16 protein-coding genes are annotated in these 19,355 nt (G+C 44.4%); 12 read left to right on the top strand and 4 right to left on the bottom strand.

The features are described from left to right. The 4 genes from R50345_RS26735 to R50345_RS26720 are packed head-to-tail and all read left to right on the top strand — an operon-like array spanning position 1 to position 1,542. Positions 1-201, top strand: a complete 201-nt coding sequence (locus R50345_RS26735; protein WP_042131184.1) for a hypothetical protein — start codon at positions 1-3, stop codon at positions 199-201. Then, positions 194-583: a hypothetical protein gene (locus R50345_RS26730; protein ID WP_042131183.1), complete on the top strand. Its 390-nt coding sequence runs from the start codon at positions 194-196 to the stop codon at positions 581-583. Before R50345_RS26735 ends, R50345_RS26730 begins: the two co-directional genes overlap by 8 nt. Further along, positions 555-1,247: a M15 family metallopeptidase gene (locus R50345_RS26725; RefSeq protein WP_042131182.1), complete on the top strand. Its 693-nt coding sequence runs from the start codon at positions 555-557 to the stop codon at positions 1,245-1,247. The genes R50345_RS26730 and R50345_RS26725 overlap by 29 nt, the downstream gene beginning before the upstream one ends. 13 nt (positions 1,248-1,260) lie before the next feature. Next, positions 1,261-1,542, top strand: coding sequence for a holin (locus R50345_RS26720; RefSeq protein WP_042131181.1), 282 nt, complete (start codon positions 1,261-1,263; stop codon positions 1,540-1,542). A 102-nt stretch (positions 1,543-1,644) separates the two neighbouring features. Here R50345_RS26720 and R50345_RS26715 read toward each other — a convergent pair whose 3' ends face one another. The 4 genes from R50345_RS26715 to R50345_RS26700 all read right to left on the bottom strand — a co-directional run bounded on the left by R50345_RS26715 (position 1,645) and on the right by R50345_RS26700 (position 6,771). Continuing rightward, positions 1,645-2,955: an MBL fold metallo-hydrolase gene (locus tag R50345_RS26715; protein WP_042131180.1), complete on the bottom strand. Its 1,311-nt coding sequence runs from the start codon at positions 2,953-2,955 to the stop codon at positions 1,645-1,647. After that, positions 2,952-4,631: an ABC transporter permease gene (locus R50345_RS26710; RefSeq protein WP_042131179.1), complete on the bottom strand. Its 1,680-nt coding sequence runs from the start codon at positions 4,629-4,631 to the stop codon at positions 2,952-2,954. The genes R50345_RS26715 and R50345_RS26710 overlap by 4 nt, the downstream gene beginning before the upstream one ends. A 5-nt stretch (positions 4,632-4,636) precedes the next feature. Continuing rightward, positions 4,637-5,716, bottom strand: a complete 1,080-nt coding sequence (locus tag R50345_RS26705) for an ABC transporter substrate-binding protein (protein ID WP_042132512.1) — start codon at positions 5,714-5,716, stop codon at positions 4,637-4,639. A gap of 86 nt (positions 5,717-5,802) precedes the next feature. Beyond that, positions 5,803-6,771, bottom strand: coding sequence for an ABC transporter ATP-binding protein (locus R50345_RS26700; protein ID WP_042131178.1), 969 nt, complete (start codon positions 6,769-6,771; stop codon positions 5,803-5,805). A 167-nt stretch (positions 6,772-6,938) separates the two neighbouring features. Between R50345_RS26700 and R50345_RS26695 the strand changes: the two genes are divergently transcribed. The 8 genes from R50345_RS26695 to glmS all read left to right on the top strand — a co-directional run bounded on the left by R50345_RS26695 (position 6,939) and on the right by glmS (position 19,130). Continuing rightward, positions 6,939-7,832: a LysR family transcriptional regulator gene (locus R50345_RS26695; RefSeq protein WP_042131177.1), complete on the top strand. Its 894-nt coding sequence runs from the start codon at positions 6,939-6,941 to the stop codon at positions 7,830-7,832. Between the two features lie 236 nt (positions 7,833-8,068). Continuing rightward, on the top strand, positions 8,069-10,861 hold the full coding sequence (ppc, locus tag R50345_RS26690) for a phosphoenolpyruvate carboxylase (RefSeq protein WP_042131176.1): 2,793 nt from the start codon (positions 8,069-8,071) through the stop codon (positions 10,859-10,861). A gap of 545 nt (positions 10,862-11,406) precedes the next feature. Beyond that, entirely contained in the window at positions 11,407-11,973 is a 567-nt protein-coding gene (gene sigW / locus R50345_RS26685) for an RNA polymerase sigma factor SigW (protein ID WP_036681288.1), read from the top strand. A 121-nt stretch (positions 11,974-12,094) separates the two neighbouring features. Further along, the gene (locus R50345_RS26680) at positions 12,095-12,709 is read left to right on the top strand and encodes a zf-HC2 domain-containing protein (protein ID WP_042131175.1); all 615 of its coding nucleotides are present in this window, start codon (positions 12,095-12,097) and stop codon (positions 12,707-12,709) included. A 214-nt stretch (positions 12,710-12,923) separates the two neighbouring features. Continuing rightward, positions 12,924-13,754, top strand: coding sequence for a diadenylate cyclase CdaA (gene cdaA, locus R50345_RS26675; RefSeq protein ID WP_042131174.1), 831 nt, complete (start codon positions 12,924-12,926; stop codon positions 13,752-13,754). Beyond that, on the top strand, positions 13,747-15,207 hold the full coding sequence (locus R50345_RS26670) for a CdaR family protein (RefSeq protein WP_052414752.1): 1,461 nt from the start codon (positions 13,747-13,749) through the stop codon (positions 15,205-15,207). The genes cdaA and R50345_RS26670 overlap by 8 nt, the downstream gene beginning before the upstream one ends. A gap of 111 nt (positions 15,208-15,318) precedes the next feature. Continuing rightward, complete coding sequence (glmM, locus tag R50345_RS26665; protein ID WP_042131172.1) at positions 15,319-16,659, top strand: phosphoglucosamine mutase; 1,341 nt, start codon at positions 15,319-15,321, stop codon at positions 16,657-16,659. A 638-nt stretch (positions 16,660-17,297) separates the two neighbouring features. Beyond that, positions 17,298-19,130 (top strand): glutamine--fructose-6-phosphate transaminase (isomerizing), encoded by a 1,833-nt coding sequence (glmS, locus tag R50345_RS26660; protein WP_042131171.1) that lies wholly within the window; start codon positions 17,298-17,300, stop codon positions 19,128-19,130. The last annotated feature ends 225 nt before the right edge of the window (positions 19,131-19,355 follow it).

Genomic DNA, 19,355 nt, shown 5'->3' with positions numbered 1-19,355 from the left:
ATGCTGTCACAATGGATTCGGCGGCTGCTTCTCCCCCGGCATGTTGATAAAGAGATGGAGCTCCGCAGAGCCTCTACCAGCGTTACACTGACCATAAGTCATTATAGAAATGTCTCCCAGGAAATTCAGGAGGAGATTGATCGCAACCGATTCGCCAAATATTTAGTTTATGATCGAGGGGATCATGATGCACATGATTGATTTTTTATTATTGTTGCTATATAGCACTACTGCAGCTTGCGGATTATACATCATTTATCGCCACAGGCAATATTTTTACGAACGACTCCAAAAAGGTGTGGTCAGCGTGTTTATGCTGGCTATGCTTTTTTTCTTAATGGCCTATACGTTCAATATGCTTGTAATTCTACTATTCCGTTTGGCAGGATTACTAGGAGTGGACACAGCAGCATGGCTAATTTGGCTGAACTATAGCTGGGCTATTGCTCAATTCGGTACAACAATCGGCATCATTATTTTGGCATCAATGACGCGTTCCGGGAGATACGATCAATTCATTTATTTGAAAAAGATAGACAGAGAAGAGGATCAACATGCTGACACTAATTCAGGTGGAAAATAAATCGACCTCACGTCTAACCAACCTACACCCCGTAGTCCGTTCCGCTGCTACTGCTCTAATCGAGCGCTGTTACAAACTCAACATCCCCATTCTCATTACGCAGGGTCTTCGCACAATTGCCGAGCAGGATGCTCTTTACGCACAAGGACGCACTAAGCCTGGAGCGATTGTCACCAATGCGCGTGGCGGGTATAGCTACCACAATTTTGGACTAGCCGTAGATTTTGCTCTTTTGCTGCCGAATGGATCGAGTGTGTCATGGGATATGCGACTGGACGGGAATAACAATCAGATTATAGATTGGCAGGAGGTTGTAAAAGAGGCTAAAGCACTTGGATTCGAATGGGGTGGCGATTGGACTAGCTTTAAGGATTACCCCCATTTTCAAATGGCGTTTGGGTTAACGCTCACTCAGTTACGAGCAGGGGCAAAGCCCTCAACATCCGCAGTGGAGGCAGCGTACAAAATCATCAATCGGAAGGAGGAGGAAACATTGAAGGGTGACGCAATAGCTGTCGTAAAGGTTAACGGAGTTAAGGTTGCAGATGGAGTGCTTGAAAAAGGCATTACCTACGTTCCCGTTCGTATTATTGCAGAAGCGCTAGGCGCACAAGTAGGTTATAATTCCGCCACTAGGACAGTTGAGATTAAAAGTACTCACTAAGGAGGTATCTATCATGGAAACTAGAGAGATTTTAGATGATGTTATGGCGTTTGCCTCTATATTAGCTGTATTCGTACTGGCGCTGGTTCAATTGGTCAAAAATAGTATCAACATCCCCCGTAATGCAGTCCCTGTCATCGGACTATTGATAGGCTTGCTCATCGGAGCGGCAGCGTATCCTTTTACTCAACTGGATATCGTTCTTCGCCTTTGGGCTGGAGGTCTGGCTGGTTTATCTGCGACGGGGTTGTTTGAGCTAGCATTTAAGGATCGCCCGGGGATGACGAAAGAGTAAATGGATAATAGGTACGAATCATAAAAAAGGGCTGTTCCAAAACGTCTGAATAGACCTAAGGAAGAGCCCTATTTTCTCCTAACGAGACTACATAGTTAAACTTTAGAACGAAAGCGTACTTCCAGGCAGCAAAGAGTACAGCCCTGCAAAACCTTCTCCTTCTAATATAGAAGTGACATGATCAATATGTGATTTGGGAGCATGAACGAGCACCGACCGGCGGCTGGGAACCGTTTGGAGCATTTCTCGAATGTCCGGTAAGCCTTGGTGGACTTTATAGCGAATTAATGAGATTGTACATCTCGTGTTGCTAGATTCTTCTCCCAAGGACCCTTTAACGAGACGGTGCCCGAAACTACCTGCCGCCAAATGTCCCGTGAAAATCACATGGTTGTCAGGAGAAGCAGAGAGCTGATGAAAGTACGCTTGTGCTTTTGCCGACTGCATCATTCCGTCATTGGTAAACACGATTGAGCTCTTGAGATTCAACAGTGCCTTTGCACGTTCCTCTGAATTAGATACAATGCACAAGTTCTTTCTATTAAGAAGCATATCAACGCGCTGAATAGCGCCCTCTTTCAGCCATTCGGTCTTATCGCTCAAACCTCTTAAAGGTGCTATGAGCTCTTCTTCGACGATCAGCTGATCATCCGGGAAACACTCGCTTGCCCATACGATTAATTCCTGGCTTCTGCCATGGATAGGCACCGGAAGTAGGATTGCCCCCCCTTTTTGCAGCGTGTTACAGATCGCTGACTCTAATTGCTGTAACTTTACAAGCTGCTCATCAGGATCCGCGCCGTATGCGGCATCGATAATAGATAGATCGACGGCATCTTTAGCTCCGGCTTCCATGATCGTTGGTGAATCTGCCATGAGCAGCAGCGACTCCTTCGTATAATCCCCTGAGAAAAATACGACTGTTCCGTCCCATTCGAGGATCAGCCAGACCGAACCTGCTAAATGTCCGCTTCGCCCCCATTGTACTCGAAGATTAGGGGCAATCCTCAGCCAAGTCTGAGGGGGGATATGCTCCTCTAAATACATGAACTCAATAGATTGTTTATCTATTTCTTCGTAAGGTAGTGATACAGACTGAGCTGCCACGTATTTATCCCATGCTTCGAAGTAATCGGGAAGCTGTTTAACGGTAGCTTTCGTTGTCCATACCTTACCTGAATATCCGTACTTATATAGTAGGGGAAGTGCTATGGAATGATCCTCATGCGCATGGGACAGAAACACGGCCTGCAAATGTGGGATGATGTCTGTGTCTAGCAGGGGGTATTCACCTGGGCCTTCTTTTTTGACACCACAATCGAGTAGGATACCAGATTGCCCATCTTTGTTCTGCAAAAGATAGGAGGAACGGCCATGCTCTCCGGCCCCTCCCCAAATCGTTAGTGTGCTCATCGTTGTCTCCGCTTTCTATCTGGGCTTAAATATTCTAATACTAGTAGTAATATAGTAGTAACGCCGACAGAGATTACTGCCATGGCCATCCCCATCGCCACTGCACCTTGTTCAAACTGGGCAAAAATATAGGTTGCCGAGGTCTGCATTGAAGGTGGAAGAATGAGTAAGGAGGCTACCAGTTCCCGATTGGAAATGGTGAAGGTCATCATCCATCCAGCCACCATCCCCGGAAGGATGAGAGGGAGCAGGATACGGCGGAACACATAAAGCTTGCTTCCTCCGAATACTTGTCCCGCTTGCATAAGGGAAGAATCGATCTGCCCATAGCTCGCTTTTACATACTGAACAGTATAGGGGATGAATAGTACAACGTAGGTTAGCACAACCATCCAGTAGGTATTATAGAGCGGAATAGGCATCCAGCGAGCATTCCATAGCAGGATTAGCCCTACTACAATTACAATTCCAGGAACTGTATTGGGGAGTAGACTGAATAGATCTGTAATTTTCTGCTTGAATGTAGCTCCTTTTCCTACAGTTAAGGCAAACCAAGTCCCAAGAATAACCGCGATACTGGAAGCAACGATGGCTAATGTGAAGCTATTCAATAAGGCCTCAAGACCTTGAGAACCCGGTGATAGCAGCTCTGCATAATGCTTTAAGGTTAAATTGCTCCAAGATACGCCTTCTCCTCGCAGCTTTAATAATGAGGCTGTTATGATTGAGAAATATGGAATGCCGATGGATGATAGCAGTAATAGAACGACATACCCCCAACTAAGGACCCCTACAATTCCCGTACTTCTATAACGTTTGGTACGCGTCCCTTTTCCGCCTATTAAGCGATAAGAGAAGCGGCTGCTTATTAGAGTCTGGATGTACCACATGACGAGACAAACTCCGAGCAGCAAGGAAGCTAGTGAAGTAGCTTTTCCAAAATCTATTGGCCAACTAGAGATATACTTATGAATCTCAGAGGTCAGAACGTAAAATCCGATCCTACGACCAAAGGTCGCAGGGGTACCGAATTCGGCAATCGTTTTGACGAAGATGAGAAGAGCTCCAAGCCCATAGCTGGATAACAGCAAGGGAATGATTACTCTTTTAAATCTGTAAAAGAACGGAGCGCCATGAACAGAGGCTGCTTCCTCCAGATTGCCCCCAATCTGCAAAAGCGCATTGCGCAGCAGCAAATATAGGAATGGGAAGAGATGCAGGCTCATGATCAGCACCATCCCTCCATAGCTAAAGAAAAATGGAGTCAGCACGGAGGATGTGGGCAGAAACTGTTCCATATACCCGCCTGTCTGCATAAACAACATCCAACCCATTGAACCAATGTATGGTGGAGTCATAAACGGGATAAGCAGCACAACATCCAGCCAGTTATGATGCCCTAAGTCCGTTTTAGCCATAATCCAGGCCAGAGGTAGTGCAAATAGCGTAGTTAGTAGAATAACGCTTACCCCGAGCCCGATAGAATTCAGCAGTACCTCAACCAGATCATGACTACTCATAATGGTTCGTAGTGGCGCGGCTATATCTAACTGCTCATTAGGATAGATACTGGTCCAAAAAATGAGCAGGAGTGGCAGCAGTACAAGCACTGTCAGTATAAATAAAGCAAGTCCGCCGCTCACCCATTTAAATGAGCGTAAAGAGTTAATATTCATTACGCTTATTTAAAAATTTGTGTGAAGGTCGAGGAAACTTCATCGCTGTGCTCGTTCATCCATTCCCATTTCACATCAAATGTCTTAATTTCATCGAGATTCGCACGATTCTCTGCTTTCACGTCGGTTCTGCCTGGCAATAAGTAGGCTTTAGCAACTAGCGCTTGAGCTTCATCAGATAGGAGATAGTCGATAAAAGCCTTAGCATTATCTACATTTGGGCTTGTCTTAATAATCGCAGCCGGACGAGGGCTGATCACTGTTCCTTCAGCAGGGTAGACGATATCTACAGGCTCACCGTCAGCTTTTGCCTTATAAGCCATATAATCTACACCTGAAGCAACGACGGATTTAGCGCCGGTAATAACTGGATCAAGTGCCTCTTGATTGGCTCCCGCCATCGCTACACCATTGCTTTTGTATTGTTTAAAAAGATCCCAGCCGCTGTCCCCTTTAGCGCTTAAATATCCAGTTACGAAATCTAGAGCCGAACCAGAAAGCGAAGGGTCTGGAATATTGACGGTTCCTTTCCATTCCGCTTTGGTTAGGTCATCCCATGAAGTCGGAGGTGTACTAACTTTTTTTGTATTGTAGACAATCCCCAATGCGGATGCGCTATAGCTGAAATAGTTTCCATCTGCAGTGTCTGACCAATCGCTTACGAGTTTATCTGCATTCACTGCTTCTTTATATGGAAGTAATAATCCATCGTTCTTCATCCCTTGCATAGACGGAAGGGAGGCAAGAACGACAACATCGACTACCGGATTAGACTTTTCTGCTTCCATACGCGCTAATATTTTTCCTGTAGTGCCTTGGAACATTTCGACCTTAACGCCGGTTTTGGCTTCAAATCCTTCCTTAATTTTATTGGCTAGACCTTCTGGACCTGCACTGTAGACGATAAGATTGCCACTTAGAGCTTTCTCTGTTGGTTGTGGTGCTTCAGTTTGAGTTGTAGTGTTAGCGTTTGAGGTTGGATTGCTTGCGTTAGCTGCAGGCGTGTTAGTAGAGCTACAGCCGGCAAGACTTGCTCCGATTATAGTTGTTAGAAGAAGTGTGCTAAGTCCTTTAGTGTTGTTCATTGGTTTCAATGTGAATGCCTCCCTAATATTTTTTGCATCTTGCTGCATGGAACAGCATCATACGAGCTATTCCATGCAGTGGACGCTTAATTCAGATGATGGATCTGGTGCTCAGAAGCGTAGACCTGGATCGTTTCTCCAACAGGTAGACGTTGATCATGATAAGCGGTCCAAGTAGTTCGGTTCTCCATGTCCAGAATGACCTCATAGCGATCACCCATATAGCTCACATGCCGAATCGTCCCCGTAAAAGGAAGAGAGGAAGCATCCTCCTGAGACCAACGTAAATGTTCCGGACGAAGCATTTGCTTATCGGGAACGATCCAGTTGGATTTTCCAATAAAATGGGCTACAAAAGGATGATTTGGTTTCTGATAAATCTCCTCAGGTGAACCTGTTTGTAAAATAGTTCCGCCTTGCATCACGACCACTTCATCTGACATAGACATCGCCTCGGTTTGATCATGGGTGACGTATAGAGCAGTAATGCCCATGTTCCTCACCAAGGAGGTTAACTCCAGCCTCATTTCATCTCGCAAGACCGCATCCAGTGCACTTAGCGGCTCATCGAACAATACGAGCTGGGGTCTAGTAACTACTGCTCTGGCAAAAGCAACCCGTTGCTGTTGTCCGCCGGATAGCTGATGGGGAAAGCGTAGCTCCAGTCCTTCCAGCTTTACGGAACGAAGGGCTTGTTGAACCCTAATCCGTAAATCCTTTTTCTGCTTAGAGGCACGAAGTCCGAAGGCGACATTCTCGAAGACAGTTAGATGCGGCCAGAGCGCGAAATCTTGAAAGACCATCCCAAAGTTTCGGCTATGGATAGGGCGGCTAATTCTTTTGTTCCCTGAGAAAATAAACTCGTCATCCATTAGAATTTCTCCCGCATCCGGTGTTTCTAGCCCAGCAATCAGACGGAGTAGTGTCGTCTTTCCACAACCTGAAGGACCGAGTAATGTCGTAAAGCTTCCAGCGGGAATCTTCAGATCTGCAGCCTTCAAGGCATGCACATCTCCGAATTTCTTTTCCAATCTGTGGATTGTAATTTCCTTCATCTCTATCTACCTGCCTGTTCTTAAGCTTGTTCTTAGTGTAAAGGTAAAGAATTCCCGCTATATTTGCTGAATGTAACTGTGATATTAACTTTTTTGCCGATTTATTTTAACATTCATAGAATTCTTCTATGGTACCGTTTAGGGAATAGGCAAGGGAGTGGATGATAATGAACCTTAATTTAATCAAGCTGGAAATCGTAGAACTGCTAAATAAACATAAAAAAATAACCACAGTGGCCGATAAACTTGGACTGAAGCAGCCCACCGTTACGTATCATTTGAAGAATTTAGAGCAGCAATTGGGGGAGAAGTTATTTGAATCCAGAATGGATAAAATGATTCTTACGGAGAGTGGGAAAGCGTTTCTTCATTATGCGACTAAAATCAATGCACTAGCTGCAGAAGCGGAGAGGGTTGTAAAAGAGTTCAGTCAGGCGGGGCGAGGAACGCTTAAGATTGGTGCCAGTTACGTTCCAGCTACTTATATTCTCCCAAAAATATTAGGGCTGTTTGGAGAACAACATCCGGGGATTACGATCTCTTTATCGGTTAAGCCTTCCCCTGTAATCAAAGAAATGCTGGCTAGTCATGAGATTGACCTTGGTATTTTGTCTACGGAATCTTTTTATTTGCCTGATCTGCATACTCAAGCTTTGTGTGAAGACGAGCTTGTACTTGTTTTTGCGCCATCTCACGAATTTGCCGCATTTTCTAATTTAAACCCGGCTATGATTGCTTCAGCGAGTTTTATATTACATGACAAGGAATCAAGTACACGCCAACTGACGGATAAATGGTTTGAGCGTGAAGGGAATGAACCCAGAACCTATATTCTGCTGGATTCACTGGAGGCCATAAAGCAATCACTTATGAGTGGAAAGTATGTTTCGTTTATCTCGCGGCTTGCTGTGGAGGACGAGGTGGCCAGAGGAAGATTGCTAATGCGCACCATTCCAGATTATAATTTTCAAAGACATATTTATTATTCGTATAACCGCGATCGTCATTATTCTCCGCTTATTGGCCTGTTCATCGATCAGATTCGAACACTCCGTATTTAAATACACATACTGAAGGCATTCTAGAGCCATTATATATAAGAAAGAATACATAAAATATAAGGACTGTATAAATTGAGAAATTGGTGTATAATCTTAATTACTGTGTCGCTTTACAGCACAAAAAAGTTGGAGATTTTCACGCGGTTTTATTGTATGATATGAGGAAAGCTTTAATAGAAGATATTTAGACAGACAATAATTAACACATTGATCCGGAAGAGAATGGGGGGAGCAGCATGACCGAACTTACGACTACCGTCAGCAAAAGCAACTCTAACAATCTGCTGCGACGGGACGTACGGTTCTTGGGGAACATTTTAGGAGAGGTCTTGGTTCACCAAGGCGGTAACGAACTACTAGAGATCGTGGAGAAAATTCGCGAAACCAGTAAATCGCTGCGCTCACTATTTTTACCTGAACTGCACAGTGAATTTAAGGAGTTAATCAATTCTTTGGATCCAGAGAACCGTCATCAGGTAATAAGAGCGTTCGCCATTTATTTTCAGCTCGTGAATATTGCCGAACAGAACCATCGGATTCGCCGCAAACGTGACTATGAACGTTCAGCTGGGGAGACAGTCCAACCCGGTTCTATAGAAAGCGCAATTAAAGAGCTTCGTGAACGTGATTTCTCTCATGAGGAAGTTAACGAGATTATTGCAGGATTATCTCTGGAACTTGTAATGACGGCACATCCTACGGAAGCTATGCGCCGTGCTATTCTCGATATTCATAAGCGGATATCTGATGATGTTATGGGTCTGGATAACCCTACTTTAACCTTCCGGGAGCGTGAACAGCTCCGTGAGAAGTTATTAAATGAAGTGATTACGTTATGGCAAACGGATGAACTGCGTGACCGCAAGCCAACAGTACTCGATGAAGTGCGCAATGGGATGTACTATTTCCACGAGACGATTTTCCATGTATTGCCGGACGTTTATCAAGAACTTGAACGTTGTCTGAGTAAATACTACCCAGGACAGAACTGGCATGTACCAACCTACTTGCGTTTTGGTTCATGGATTGGTGGAGACCGCGATGGTAACCCTTCGGTAACTTCAACAGTTACCTCACAGACTTTGCGTATGCAGCGTAAGCTGGCGATTCGGGAATATCAGCGGATTATGCGTGAACTCATGAAATATCTAAGCTTTAGCACTAGTATTGTTAAGGTAACGCCGGAGCTCATTGAATCCATCGAAGCTGATCGTGAGATCATCAATCTCGGCAAGATGGAAGAATGGCGCAATGACAATGAACCTTACCGTATTAAGCTTAGTTATATGATCTCCAAGACACAAAATGTTCTGGATGATGAGAAAAAAGATACTCTTGAGCGTTATTCTACACCTGAAGAGTTTATCCATGATTTGAACGTGATTGACCGCAGCTTACGGCATCACTATGCCGATTATGTGGCCGACACTTATATTAAGAAATTGATCCGCCAAGTGGAGCTGTTCGGTTTCCATACGGCGACACTTGATGTGCGTCAGCACAGTCAAGAACATGAGAATGCTATGACTGAAATTCTGGCGAAAATGAACATTACGCCGGATTACTCCAAACTGTCTGAAGATGAGAAGATTGAGCTACTGGAGAAGCTGTTGAATGATCCACGTCCAATCACTTCTTCTTATCAGACTTATAGTGAGGGTACAGAGGAATGTCTTGCAGTGTACCGGACGATCTTCGCTTCGCAAGAAGAGTACGGCAAACAATGTATCACTAGTTATCTGATCAGTATGGCAGAAGCGGCAAGCGATATTCTGGAGGTTATGGTCTTCTCCAAAGAGGTAGGACTATTCCGCAAAGATAATGACGGTACAGTCGTATGTACGCTGCAAGCAGTGCCACTTTTTGAAACGATTGATGATTTGCATGAAGCACCACAAATTATGAATAGATTGCTCAGCATGCCTATCTACCGCGATGCAGTAAGAGCAATGAATGATTTGCAGGAAATCATGCTTGGATATTCAGATAGTAACAAAGATGGCGGCGTGGTTACCGCTAACTATGAACTGCGTGTTGCTCTGAAAGAGATTACAGCTACAGCCGATAAGTTCGGAATCAAGCTGAAGTTCTTCCACGGTCGTGGTGGAGCGCTCGGCCGTGGCGGCATGCCGCTTAACCGCAGCATTCTAGCTCAGCCAGCCTCGACGATTGGCGGAGGCATTAAGATCACCGAGCAGGGAGAAGTTATCTCCTCCCGTTATTCGATGCAAGGGATTGCTTACCGCAGTCTAGAGCAAGCGACATCTGCGCTTGTGACTGCAGCGATCAATGCGAGAATTCCACAAGCGGATTTATATGAAGAGAAGTGGGAAGAGATTGTTGCCCGTATCTCTGAAGTTTCGCTTCACAAATATCAGGATTTGATATTCCGTGATCCGGACTTCTTGACTTATTTCAAAGAATCCACACCTCTGCCTGAGGTTGGAGAGCTTAATATTGGTTCACGCCCTTCCAAACGGAAGAACAGTGACCGCTTTGAAGACTTGCGTGCAATTCCGTGGGTATTTGCGTGGACACAAAGCCGTTATTTGCTTCCAGCGTGGTATGCTGCTGGAACCGGACTGCAGAGTTTCTATGAGGGTAAGGAAGAGAATCTGAAGATAATGCAGCATATGTATGAGAACTTCTCATTCTTTACTACACTGATAGATACGCTGCAAATGGCTATTTCAAAAGCGGACTTGATCATTGCTAAGGAATACGCCAGCATGGGCAAGAACGAGGAAGCACGTCAACGGATCTTCGGCCAGATTGAAGATGAATTCAAACTGACCTCTGAGCTGATCCTGAAGATTACTGGGCAGCAGGATATCTTGGATAACGTCCCTGTGATTCAGGAGTCGATTAGACTCCGCAATCCTTACGTTGATCCACTTAGTTATCTGCAGGTTCAATTGCTATCTGAGCTTAGAGCGCTCCGTGAAGTCGATGGAGACGATAGCGAATTGCTTCGCGAAGTATTGCTTACTATCAATGGCATTGCCGCCGGTCTTCGAAATACCGGCTGATATAGTCTTAACACAAAAAGTCCGCCCTTTATTGGGGCGGACTTTTTGTGCTCTAGTACGAGTTGTTATGCTCATAAACTGTATATTGTGTAGGATTTTCTTGAAGAAATATCTCGGAGAAATGACGAATATGAATTTTTTTCCTACCAAGTAACCGAGATGTGGTCAGAGGTAATTGATAAGAATAATAAATTCTGGTGAAAGTGGGCATGGAGAAGGATTTTGGAACTGTAGGAGCGAATGCGATAGCCCGAAAGCTTTCCATAGGAAAGCTAGCATCGTAAGCATATGCTATCCTCAGATTTCGACCGCTATATGCGGTTTATAATCAGGAAATCAGAGGATAACAGCGACCGAAAGTCCAACATTCTTAGGAATGTCATTGGATTCACCCTATCTATTATTCCTAGAAATTAACTCAGTTTACAGAGGAGGTTACAATACAATCCTTGATTTTTATACAAACTTGAATTACGATTTAATTGCTTGTACCGTGGATATTTCAAAATAAATACCAAGGGCGGCAAGTCTGGGGGAGTTAACAGGTGGAGAATTTGGAAGGCAGATTGACAAAGCTCGCCTTAAAAGGCGACCAAAGGGCATTTGCCGAGCTTGTGGAACTATATAAAGACAAAATATATCATCTGGCGTACCGGATGCTGAACAATCGCCATGAGGCGGAGGATATTGTTCAGGAGACTTTTTTGCGTGTATATAGAAACTTGGATCGGTATGATGATAAACAGAAGTTCTCTACCTGGATTTACCGGATTGGAACGAACCTCTGTATTGATAGATTACGTAAACGGAAACCAACCTATTCGCTCGATGCAGAAATGAACGATCAGGAGGGCCTTGACGGCTATTCATTGATTCCAAGTGATAATGTGACACCTGAGACGGAATTACTGCTCTCTGAGACGCAGGGGCTAATCTATGAGGCGATTGACAGTCTGCCTGTGAAATACAGGTCTGTGATGATTCTTAGATACCTGCAGGATTTATCACTTCAGGAGATCAGTGATGTGCTCGACATGCCTGTTACCACGATTAAAACGCGCGTTCACCGCGGTCGTGAATTTTTGCGTAAAAAATTAGGCCCGAAAATGTAATAATTGATTTTTTTTATGAAACATCTTTTGAAGAGCAACGTATGTAAGTTAAGCAAGTCTTATGTGTCCTGACCCTTTGTCTTAGGATAATTAAATAGCACTCATGAAAGGATTGGCTCCTATGGAATGCAAACTGGCCGTCTCTATGATGCACGATTACTTGGATGACGACTTGCCCGAACAGCAGCAGAGGGAATTGAAGGAGCATCTTCTATCCTGTCCAGATTGCCGTGCAAAGTTTAAAGAATTAGAACAGACAGATATGTTGATGTTCTCCCTTATGCATCAGAATCCCGTCGCCTCAGATGATCTTGTGAGCCGGATAATGAGTTCATTGCCAAAGTCCAAGAAAGAAAAAGCTTTCATTACCTGGATCAAGAGGCACCCTGCACTTACAGCGGCATCTCTGTTTCTTGTCGTAATGCTAATGAGCACCGTAACTTTTTGGAGTCCAGATAGACAACTTGTAGTTAGAGGAGTAGATCTGGATCAAGTGGTCATCAAAGGGGATACTGTAATCGTACCTTCCGGCAAGATTATTACCGGTGACCTTACCATAGAGAATGGTAAAGCACAGGTATATGGGGAAGTGAACGGTAACGTAACAGTTATTGACGGCTCTTTGTATCAGGCTTCAACGGCTCATATTTCTGGGCAAGTCAAAAGCATAGACCAAGCAGTAAGTTGGCTCTGGTATAAAGTGACGAACATGTTCTCTGAAGTTGCCTACCGTTAATGCGGGCAGTGGTTACCTTGAGCTGGAATATTATTTTGCGCCTCTTTTTCCGGAAAGATGGCGCTTTTTTGTTGCCTTAATTTAGAAAATTTAGAAAATGCGTGAGGCACTAAACTTGCAACTGGAGCCCGAACGTTATAACCTAGATATGATATAGATCTAACAGACATTTTACATAAACCCAGCTAATATGAAATGACGGGGGTTTTAGGCAATGAGTTATTTTACAGATTTAACATGGAAAGACTCCATTAAAGATATAATTGATATCTTGATCGTCAGCTACATTATTTATAAAGTGCTTAATATGGTGCGCGGAACTCGAGCGATTCAACTGCTAAAGGGGATTCTCGTACTGGTTTTGATTTGGGCTGTGAGTACCATCCTAGATCTCTATACGCTCAAATGGCTAATGAATCAAATGTTTACATTCGGGGTGCTGGCGGTCTTTATCATTTTTCAGCCGGAACTACGAAGGGGACTGGAGCAGCTTGGACGAGGCAGATTTTTCGGACGGGCTGGGGAAAGTGATGAAGAGCTCAGTAAATTAATTGGCGAAGTCATTAAAGCCGTAAATTATTTATCACATAGAAAAATAGGGGCATTAATCGTATTCGAGCGAGAGACAGGCCTCAATGAATATACGGAATCGGGTATCGCGATGCGTTCTCTAGTCAGCTCGGAGTTGCTGATTAACATCTTTATTCCTAACACACCTCTGCATGACGGAGCCCTTATTATGCAAGGAAACCAGATTGCCGCCGCTGCTTGTTATTTACCTTTGTCTGAGAACCCTTTTATTAGTAAGGAACTGGGGACACGGCATCGTGCAGCTATAGGGATCAGTGAGGTTGCGGACTCTGTGTCTGTCATTGTCTCAGAGGAGACAGGACAGATTTCTCTGGCCATCAATGGTCAAATTGTGAGGGACATTAAAGAAGAATCAATGATTTCGAAGCTCCATCAAGAGCTAAGTGTAAGTTCATCGCTGAAGGAGAAAGGTTCAACTTTCTGGAAACGGAAGGGGGACAAAAATCATGGATAAGTGGATGAGCAATAACAATTTCAATAAGATTCTTGCCCTTGCGTTTGGGATTATTCTGTTTACAATGGTTCGTGTCGACACAGCACCTGTTGGACAGACCACGGTCGATACTAAGTCGAAGATTATTGAGAATGTAAAGATCGAAGAGGTCGGTCTAGATAAAGATAAATATGTGCTGGAATACAAGGATGTAGATAGTGTCAGTATGGAGGTTAAGGGGAAGAACTCTGATATCTCCTTTCAGTTCTCGGACGACTATAAAGTGACTCTTGATCTAAGTAAGGTTGAGCCTGGAGATAATACGTTGCCACTCTCTTATTCATTACCTAGAGGTGTAACGCTCGTCAGAATGACTCCTAAAGAGGTCAACGTACATGTAGAGCTGCGAAATACAAAGTCTTTTCCCATAACCTTGGTTACCAAGGGAGAACCAGCAGCGGGTTATCAATTGGGCACCCCTGTCATGCAGCCTACAGATACTGTTGAGGTTACGCTTCCTGATAATGAGTTAAGCAAAGTGGTAAAGGTACAAGGCACCATTGAGCTAAATGGGGAGAATGAAACCTTTAAAGAGAAGAAATTGAAGCTGCACGCTTATGATAGTGAAGGAAAAGAAGTGAAGGACGCTGTAATTGAACCAGCTACCGTATCGGTGGAATTGCCAATTACTTTGCCTTTTAAGAGCCTGCCACTGGATATCGGCTTTACCGGTCAACTTCCAGATTCTCTCGTCTTATCGAATGTGACACCAGAACTGGAATCAGTTGTTGTATATGGTCAAGCAAATGCATTAGCTGCTTTATCAACCTATGAAGCAAGTGTCGATCTTAGCGCTATAGATTCTGCAGGAACGAAGCAGCTGAAGGTAGATCTGAAGCCTCCGGCTGGAACTGAGAAGGTCATGCCTGAAACTGTGAATGTTTCATTAACGATTTCAGAAATTGCTGAACGGAAGGTTGACGCTGTACCCATCAAGTTACAAGGTGTGGGTGATGGGCTAGAGGGAAGTATTGTTAATCCATCAAGTAAGGATATAGACCTTACCTTAACGGGTGCACCTAATTTGTTAAATCAACTAGATAAGAAAGATTTAAGTGTTGTGGCAGATGTGACTGGCCTTACTGCCGGGACTCATGAGGTTTCTTTACGGGTATCACTGCCCAAATTCATTGCACTGGCTAATTCAGGCGTGCCTCTTACCGTGACTGTGCAACTACTATCACCTGCAACGCCGGTGCCTACACCTCATCCAGATACGGGGAGTGTAACTACTCCTGAGCCAAGCTCTGAGCCTGTTATAGGCGATGAGGGAGCCACTGAGAAGCCCACCCATAGTGGAGAGGCTGGTGGGGGGACAGCAACGCCTGACCCGACAGATAGCAATCCAGAGAATAACGGCACAGCTAACACAAGTGCGAATTCCGAAAATCCTGTAGGTACAGGGGGAACATAACCTTTTATTGAAATACGTCTTTTAGGATATGTCCCAAAGGTACACCAAAATAGTATTCAAGTCATATGATAGAACATTAAGCTAATGTAGCGTATTCAAAGGAGAAAAATAATGGGGAAGTATTTTGGAACTGACGGTGTGCGGGGAGTAGCGAACCGTGAATTAACAGCAGAAATGGCCTATAGCATTGGTCGTTGCGGTGGATATGTACTAGCGGGTAACGTGCATAAACCAAAGGTTGTCATCGGAATGGACACACGTATTTCCGGTCCTTTGCTTGAATCGGCTCTTATTGCTGGTTTGCTGTCTATTGGAGCAGATGTAATCCGTATAGGTGTAGTGAGTACGCCTGCTGTTGCCTATATTACTAGATTATTAAAGGCCGATGCAGGGGTAATGATTTCTGCATCACATAATCCGGTTGAAGATAATGGCATTAAGTTCTTTGGCGGAGATGGTTTCAAGCTTACGGATGAAACTGAGCTGCGTATTGAAGAGCTTATGGATGCTGAGGTAGATGAATTGCCGCGTCCTATCGGTTCAGGTTTAGGCATGGTTACGGTTGATAATGATGCTAAGTACCTCTATTTAGAATATTTGAAGACTACAATTTCTCAGGATTTTAAAGGGGTCAAGGTCGTACTCGACTGTGCTCACGGCGCAGCGTATGAACTTGCACCAAGATTGTTCAGAGAGCTTGGCGCTGAGGTTATTTCTATTGGATCTGAGCCTGATGGCTTGAATATTAATGCTGGATTTGGTTCGACACATCCAGAGACTTTGCGTGAAGAAGTATTGCGTCAAGGAGCGGATTTGGGGCTTGCTTTTGACGGAGATGCTGACCGATTGATTGCGATTGATAATAAAGGTGATGAAGTTGACGGAGACTTTATCCTTTGTATTTGCGGGGATGCAATGAACCGTGCAGGCAAGCTAAAAGATAGTACAATTGTATCAACGGTTATGAGTAATATTGGATTCTACAAAGCTACCGAGAAATTATCTCTGAACACTGCTAAAACAGCTGTAGGTGATCGGTATGTGATGGAAGAAATGCGCCGTGGCGGCTTTAATCTAGGTGGAGAACAGTCTGGACATGTTATCTTCCTTGATTATAATACTACAGGTGATGGTATTCTGACGGCTATTCAGCTGGTAGATACACTTATAGCTTCAGGTAAGCAGCTTAGTGAACTCAAAAGCATGATGACAAAGTATCCGCAAGTACTGGTTAATGTTCGTGTTCAGGATAAGACCAATTATCCTAACAACCAGGCTATCGAAGCGGCTATCGCTGAAGTAGAAGGCAAGCTAGGCGACAATGGCCGTGTGCTTGTACGTCCGTCCGGTACGGAGTCTCTAATCCGCGTCATGGCAGAGGGACCTGATAAAGCAGATCTAGATCTTTATGTGAATCAAATTGTAGAAGTGGTTCAACGCGAATTGGTATAATTCATTCCCATAACTATATAGCCGGTGTAGTGAGCGAGATCAATTCGGACTCATTACACCGGTGTTTATCACTTTTAGGCCGGATCCAATGAACAGGAATTGGAAATTTGGGTTGGTGCAGCATTGCCAAAGTACTACAAGGTGCATATAATAGATTAAGTGTCATTCTAGAAGGAAAGCGGGGATTGTGAGGTTCGCAATAGCAAGCGCCAGAGCTTGGTCGAGCGCGGGGGAGAAGGGAAAGCTGCTACATAGCTATGTAGACAAGGGCTTGAACGGATCACGGCAGACGTAAGCTGACGAGGTGGAGGTGTTCGAAATGTTCGGCGGGGACCTCCCGGTGATGCACCAGAGCCGTAAATGGAGACGGAAAATGGAAGGGCGACCTTTCACACAACGTTTTCATGTGTGCATAAGAAATATAAAAATTCATGTGTGCGCGCATCGTAAAGAAACACGGTAGTTCTGCCACGGCAGAGAAGAAGGCTGTGCATTTCATGAACATAAGATGTAAGTGACAGTTTATTTTGTTGATCCAAAATACAACAGAATATTTGCTTTTTCTCAAAAACATGCCGCACGGCACGTTTCTTTCCTTATGCCGCCACATTACGATAACTCGGACGGGGGAAATAATAATGTGTGGTATTGTAGGATATATTGGTAATCAGAATTCGCAGGGGATCTTGGTTGAAGGATTGAAGAAGCTGGAGTATCGGGGATATGATTCTGCTGGTATTGCTGTATTTACTGGGGAAGGACTGCAAGTAGTGAAAGCACAAGGCCGTTTGGCGAATCTGCAGTCGAAGCTGGAAGGCAGTCCACTGGCAGGTAGCGCCGGTATCGGACATACACGCTGGGCAACCCACGGTAAACCATCCGATGAGAATTCGCATCCACATACGGATAACAGCATGAAGTTCTCGGTCGTTCATAACGGTATTGTTGAAAACTATCTGGATCTGAAAGAAGAGCTGATTGCTGGCGGATGCCACTTTGTCTCCGAAACAGATACAGAAGTGATTTCACATCTGATTGCTCGTGAATATGATGGGGATATCGTGAAGGCTGTGCAAAAAGCGATTACCTTCATGCGCGGTGCGTTTGCATTAGGTGTCCTGACTGAATATGAACCAGATAAATTGGTGGCTGTGCGTCAAGCGAGCCCGCTCATTATCGGTCTTGGCGAAGGAGAAAACTTTATCGGGTCAGATATTCCTGCATTGCTTGAGTATACCCGTAACGTATATATTTTGAACGACGGCGAAATGGCAGTCCTGACAAGAGATGCTGTCGAACTGATGACGATTGAAGGCAACTTTATTTCTCGGGAAATGATTACTGTCGATTGGGATGCAGTTACCGCGGAAAAAGGCGGCTACGAGCATTTCATGTTGAAAGAGATCCACGAGCAGCCTAAGGCTTACCGCGACACTATGCGTGGTCGTATTAATGCCGAAGGCAACAAGGTTGTTTTGCCAGAGTTGAACATGACGGAAGAACAAATCAAGAACATCCGTAACATCCAAGTTGTTGCTTGCGGAACGGCATACAACGCTGGTGTGGTAGGACGTACTATGATCGAATCTTTGGTTCGTATTCCGGTTGAGAATGATATCGCATCGGAATATCGTTACCGTTCACCAATCGTGACACCAGAAACTTTGGTTATCGTTGTTAGCCAATCCGGTGAGACCGCGGATACATTGGCTGCTCTGCGTGAAGCGCAAGCTAACGGTGCACATGTATTGGCGATCACTAACGTAGTGGGCAGTTCTATTGCTCGCGAAGCGAATGATGTGTTGGTAACTTTGGCAGGTCCTGAAATTGCAGTAGCCTCGACCAAAGCCTATACTTCACAATTGGTTGCCTTCGGATTGTTTGCTCTTTATTTAGCTGAAGTTCGTGGTACACAAACCGAAGCACAAGTGGCTAAGATTCTAGCAGCTATGCAAGCTCTACCAGAGCAAGTGGAAGAGATCCTGGCTCAAAAAGAAGCGATCAAAGGTTATGCAGAACAAATTTCTGAGCACAAAAACCTTTTCTTCATCGGCCGCGGCGTAGACTACGCTGTTGCTCAAGAAGGATCCTTGAAGCTGAAAGAAATCTCTTATATTCACTCCGAAGCTTATGCCGCAGGTGAATTGAAGCACGGTACGCTGGCTCTAATCGAAGAGGGCGTTCCGGTTATTGCCCTGGCAACTCAGGAAGCTGTGCTTGAGAAGACTGTGAGCAACATTAAAGAAGTGAAGGCTCGCGGCGCTGACGTGCTTGCGATCACTCATCAAGAGCATTTGACTGACCTGCTTAGATCAGTGGATCAAGTGTTTGTGATTCCTAAGACACTGCCAATGCTGACAGCAGCGTTGTCCGTAGTACCTCTGCAATTATTGTCTTATTATGCTTCTCTTGCGCTGGGTCATGATGTGGATAAACCACGTAACTTGGCGAAGAGTGTTACTGTGGAGTAGGGTTTGTTGGGAATAGACAATGTGTGTAAATGTCTGGTGATATCATAGTTGTGAAATTGACATTAAAGTTTTGAAATAGACATTAAAGTTGTGGAATTAACATTATAGTTGTGAAATAATGATTGGTATCCGGTAATAAAAAAGTGTGTGTCATGACAATAAGGTTTTGTTCTAAACAATAAAGTTTTATGCTTAATTTAGAAAAACTATAGTTAAACAGTCATC

The organism is Paenibacillus sp. FSL R5-0345 (assembly GCF_000758585.1).
Classification (GTDB): Bacteria; Bacillota; Bacilli; order Paenibacillales; family Paenibacillaceae; genus Paenibacillus_AQ.
The sequence above is the reverse complement of the archived record's forward strand: the minus strand, read 5'-3'. Positions and strand labels throughout refer to the sequence as shown.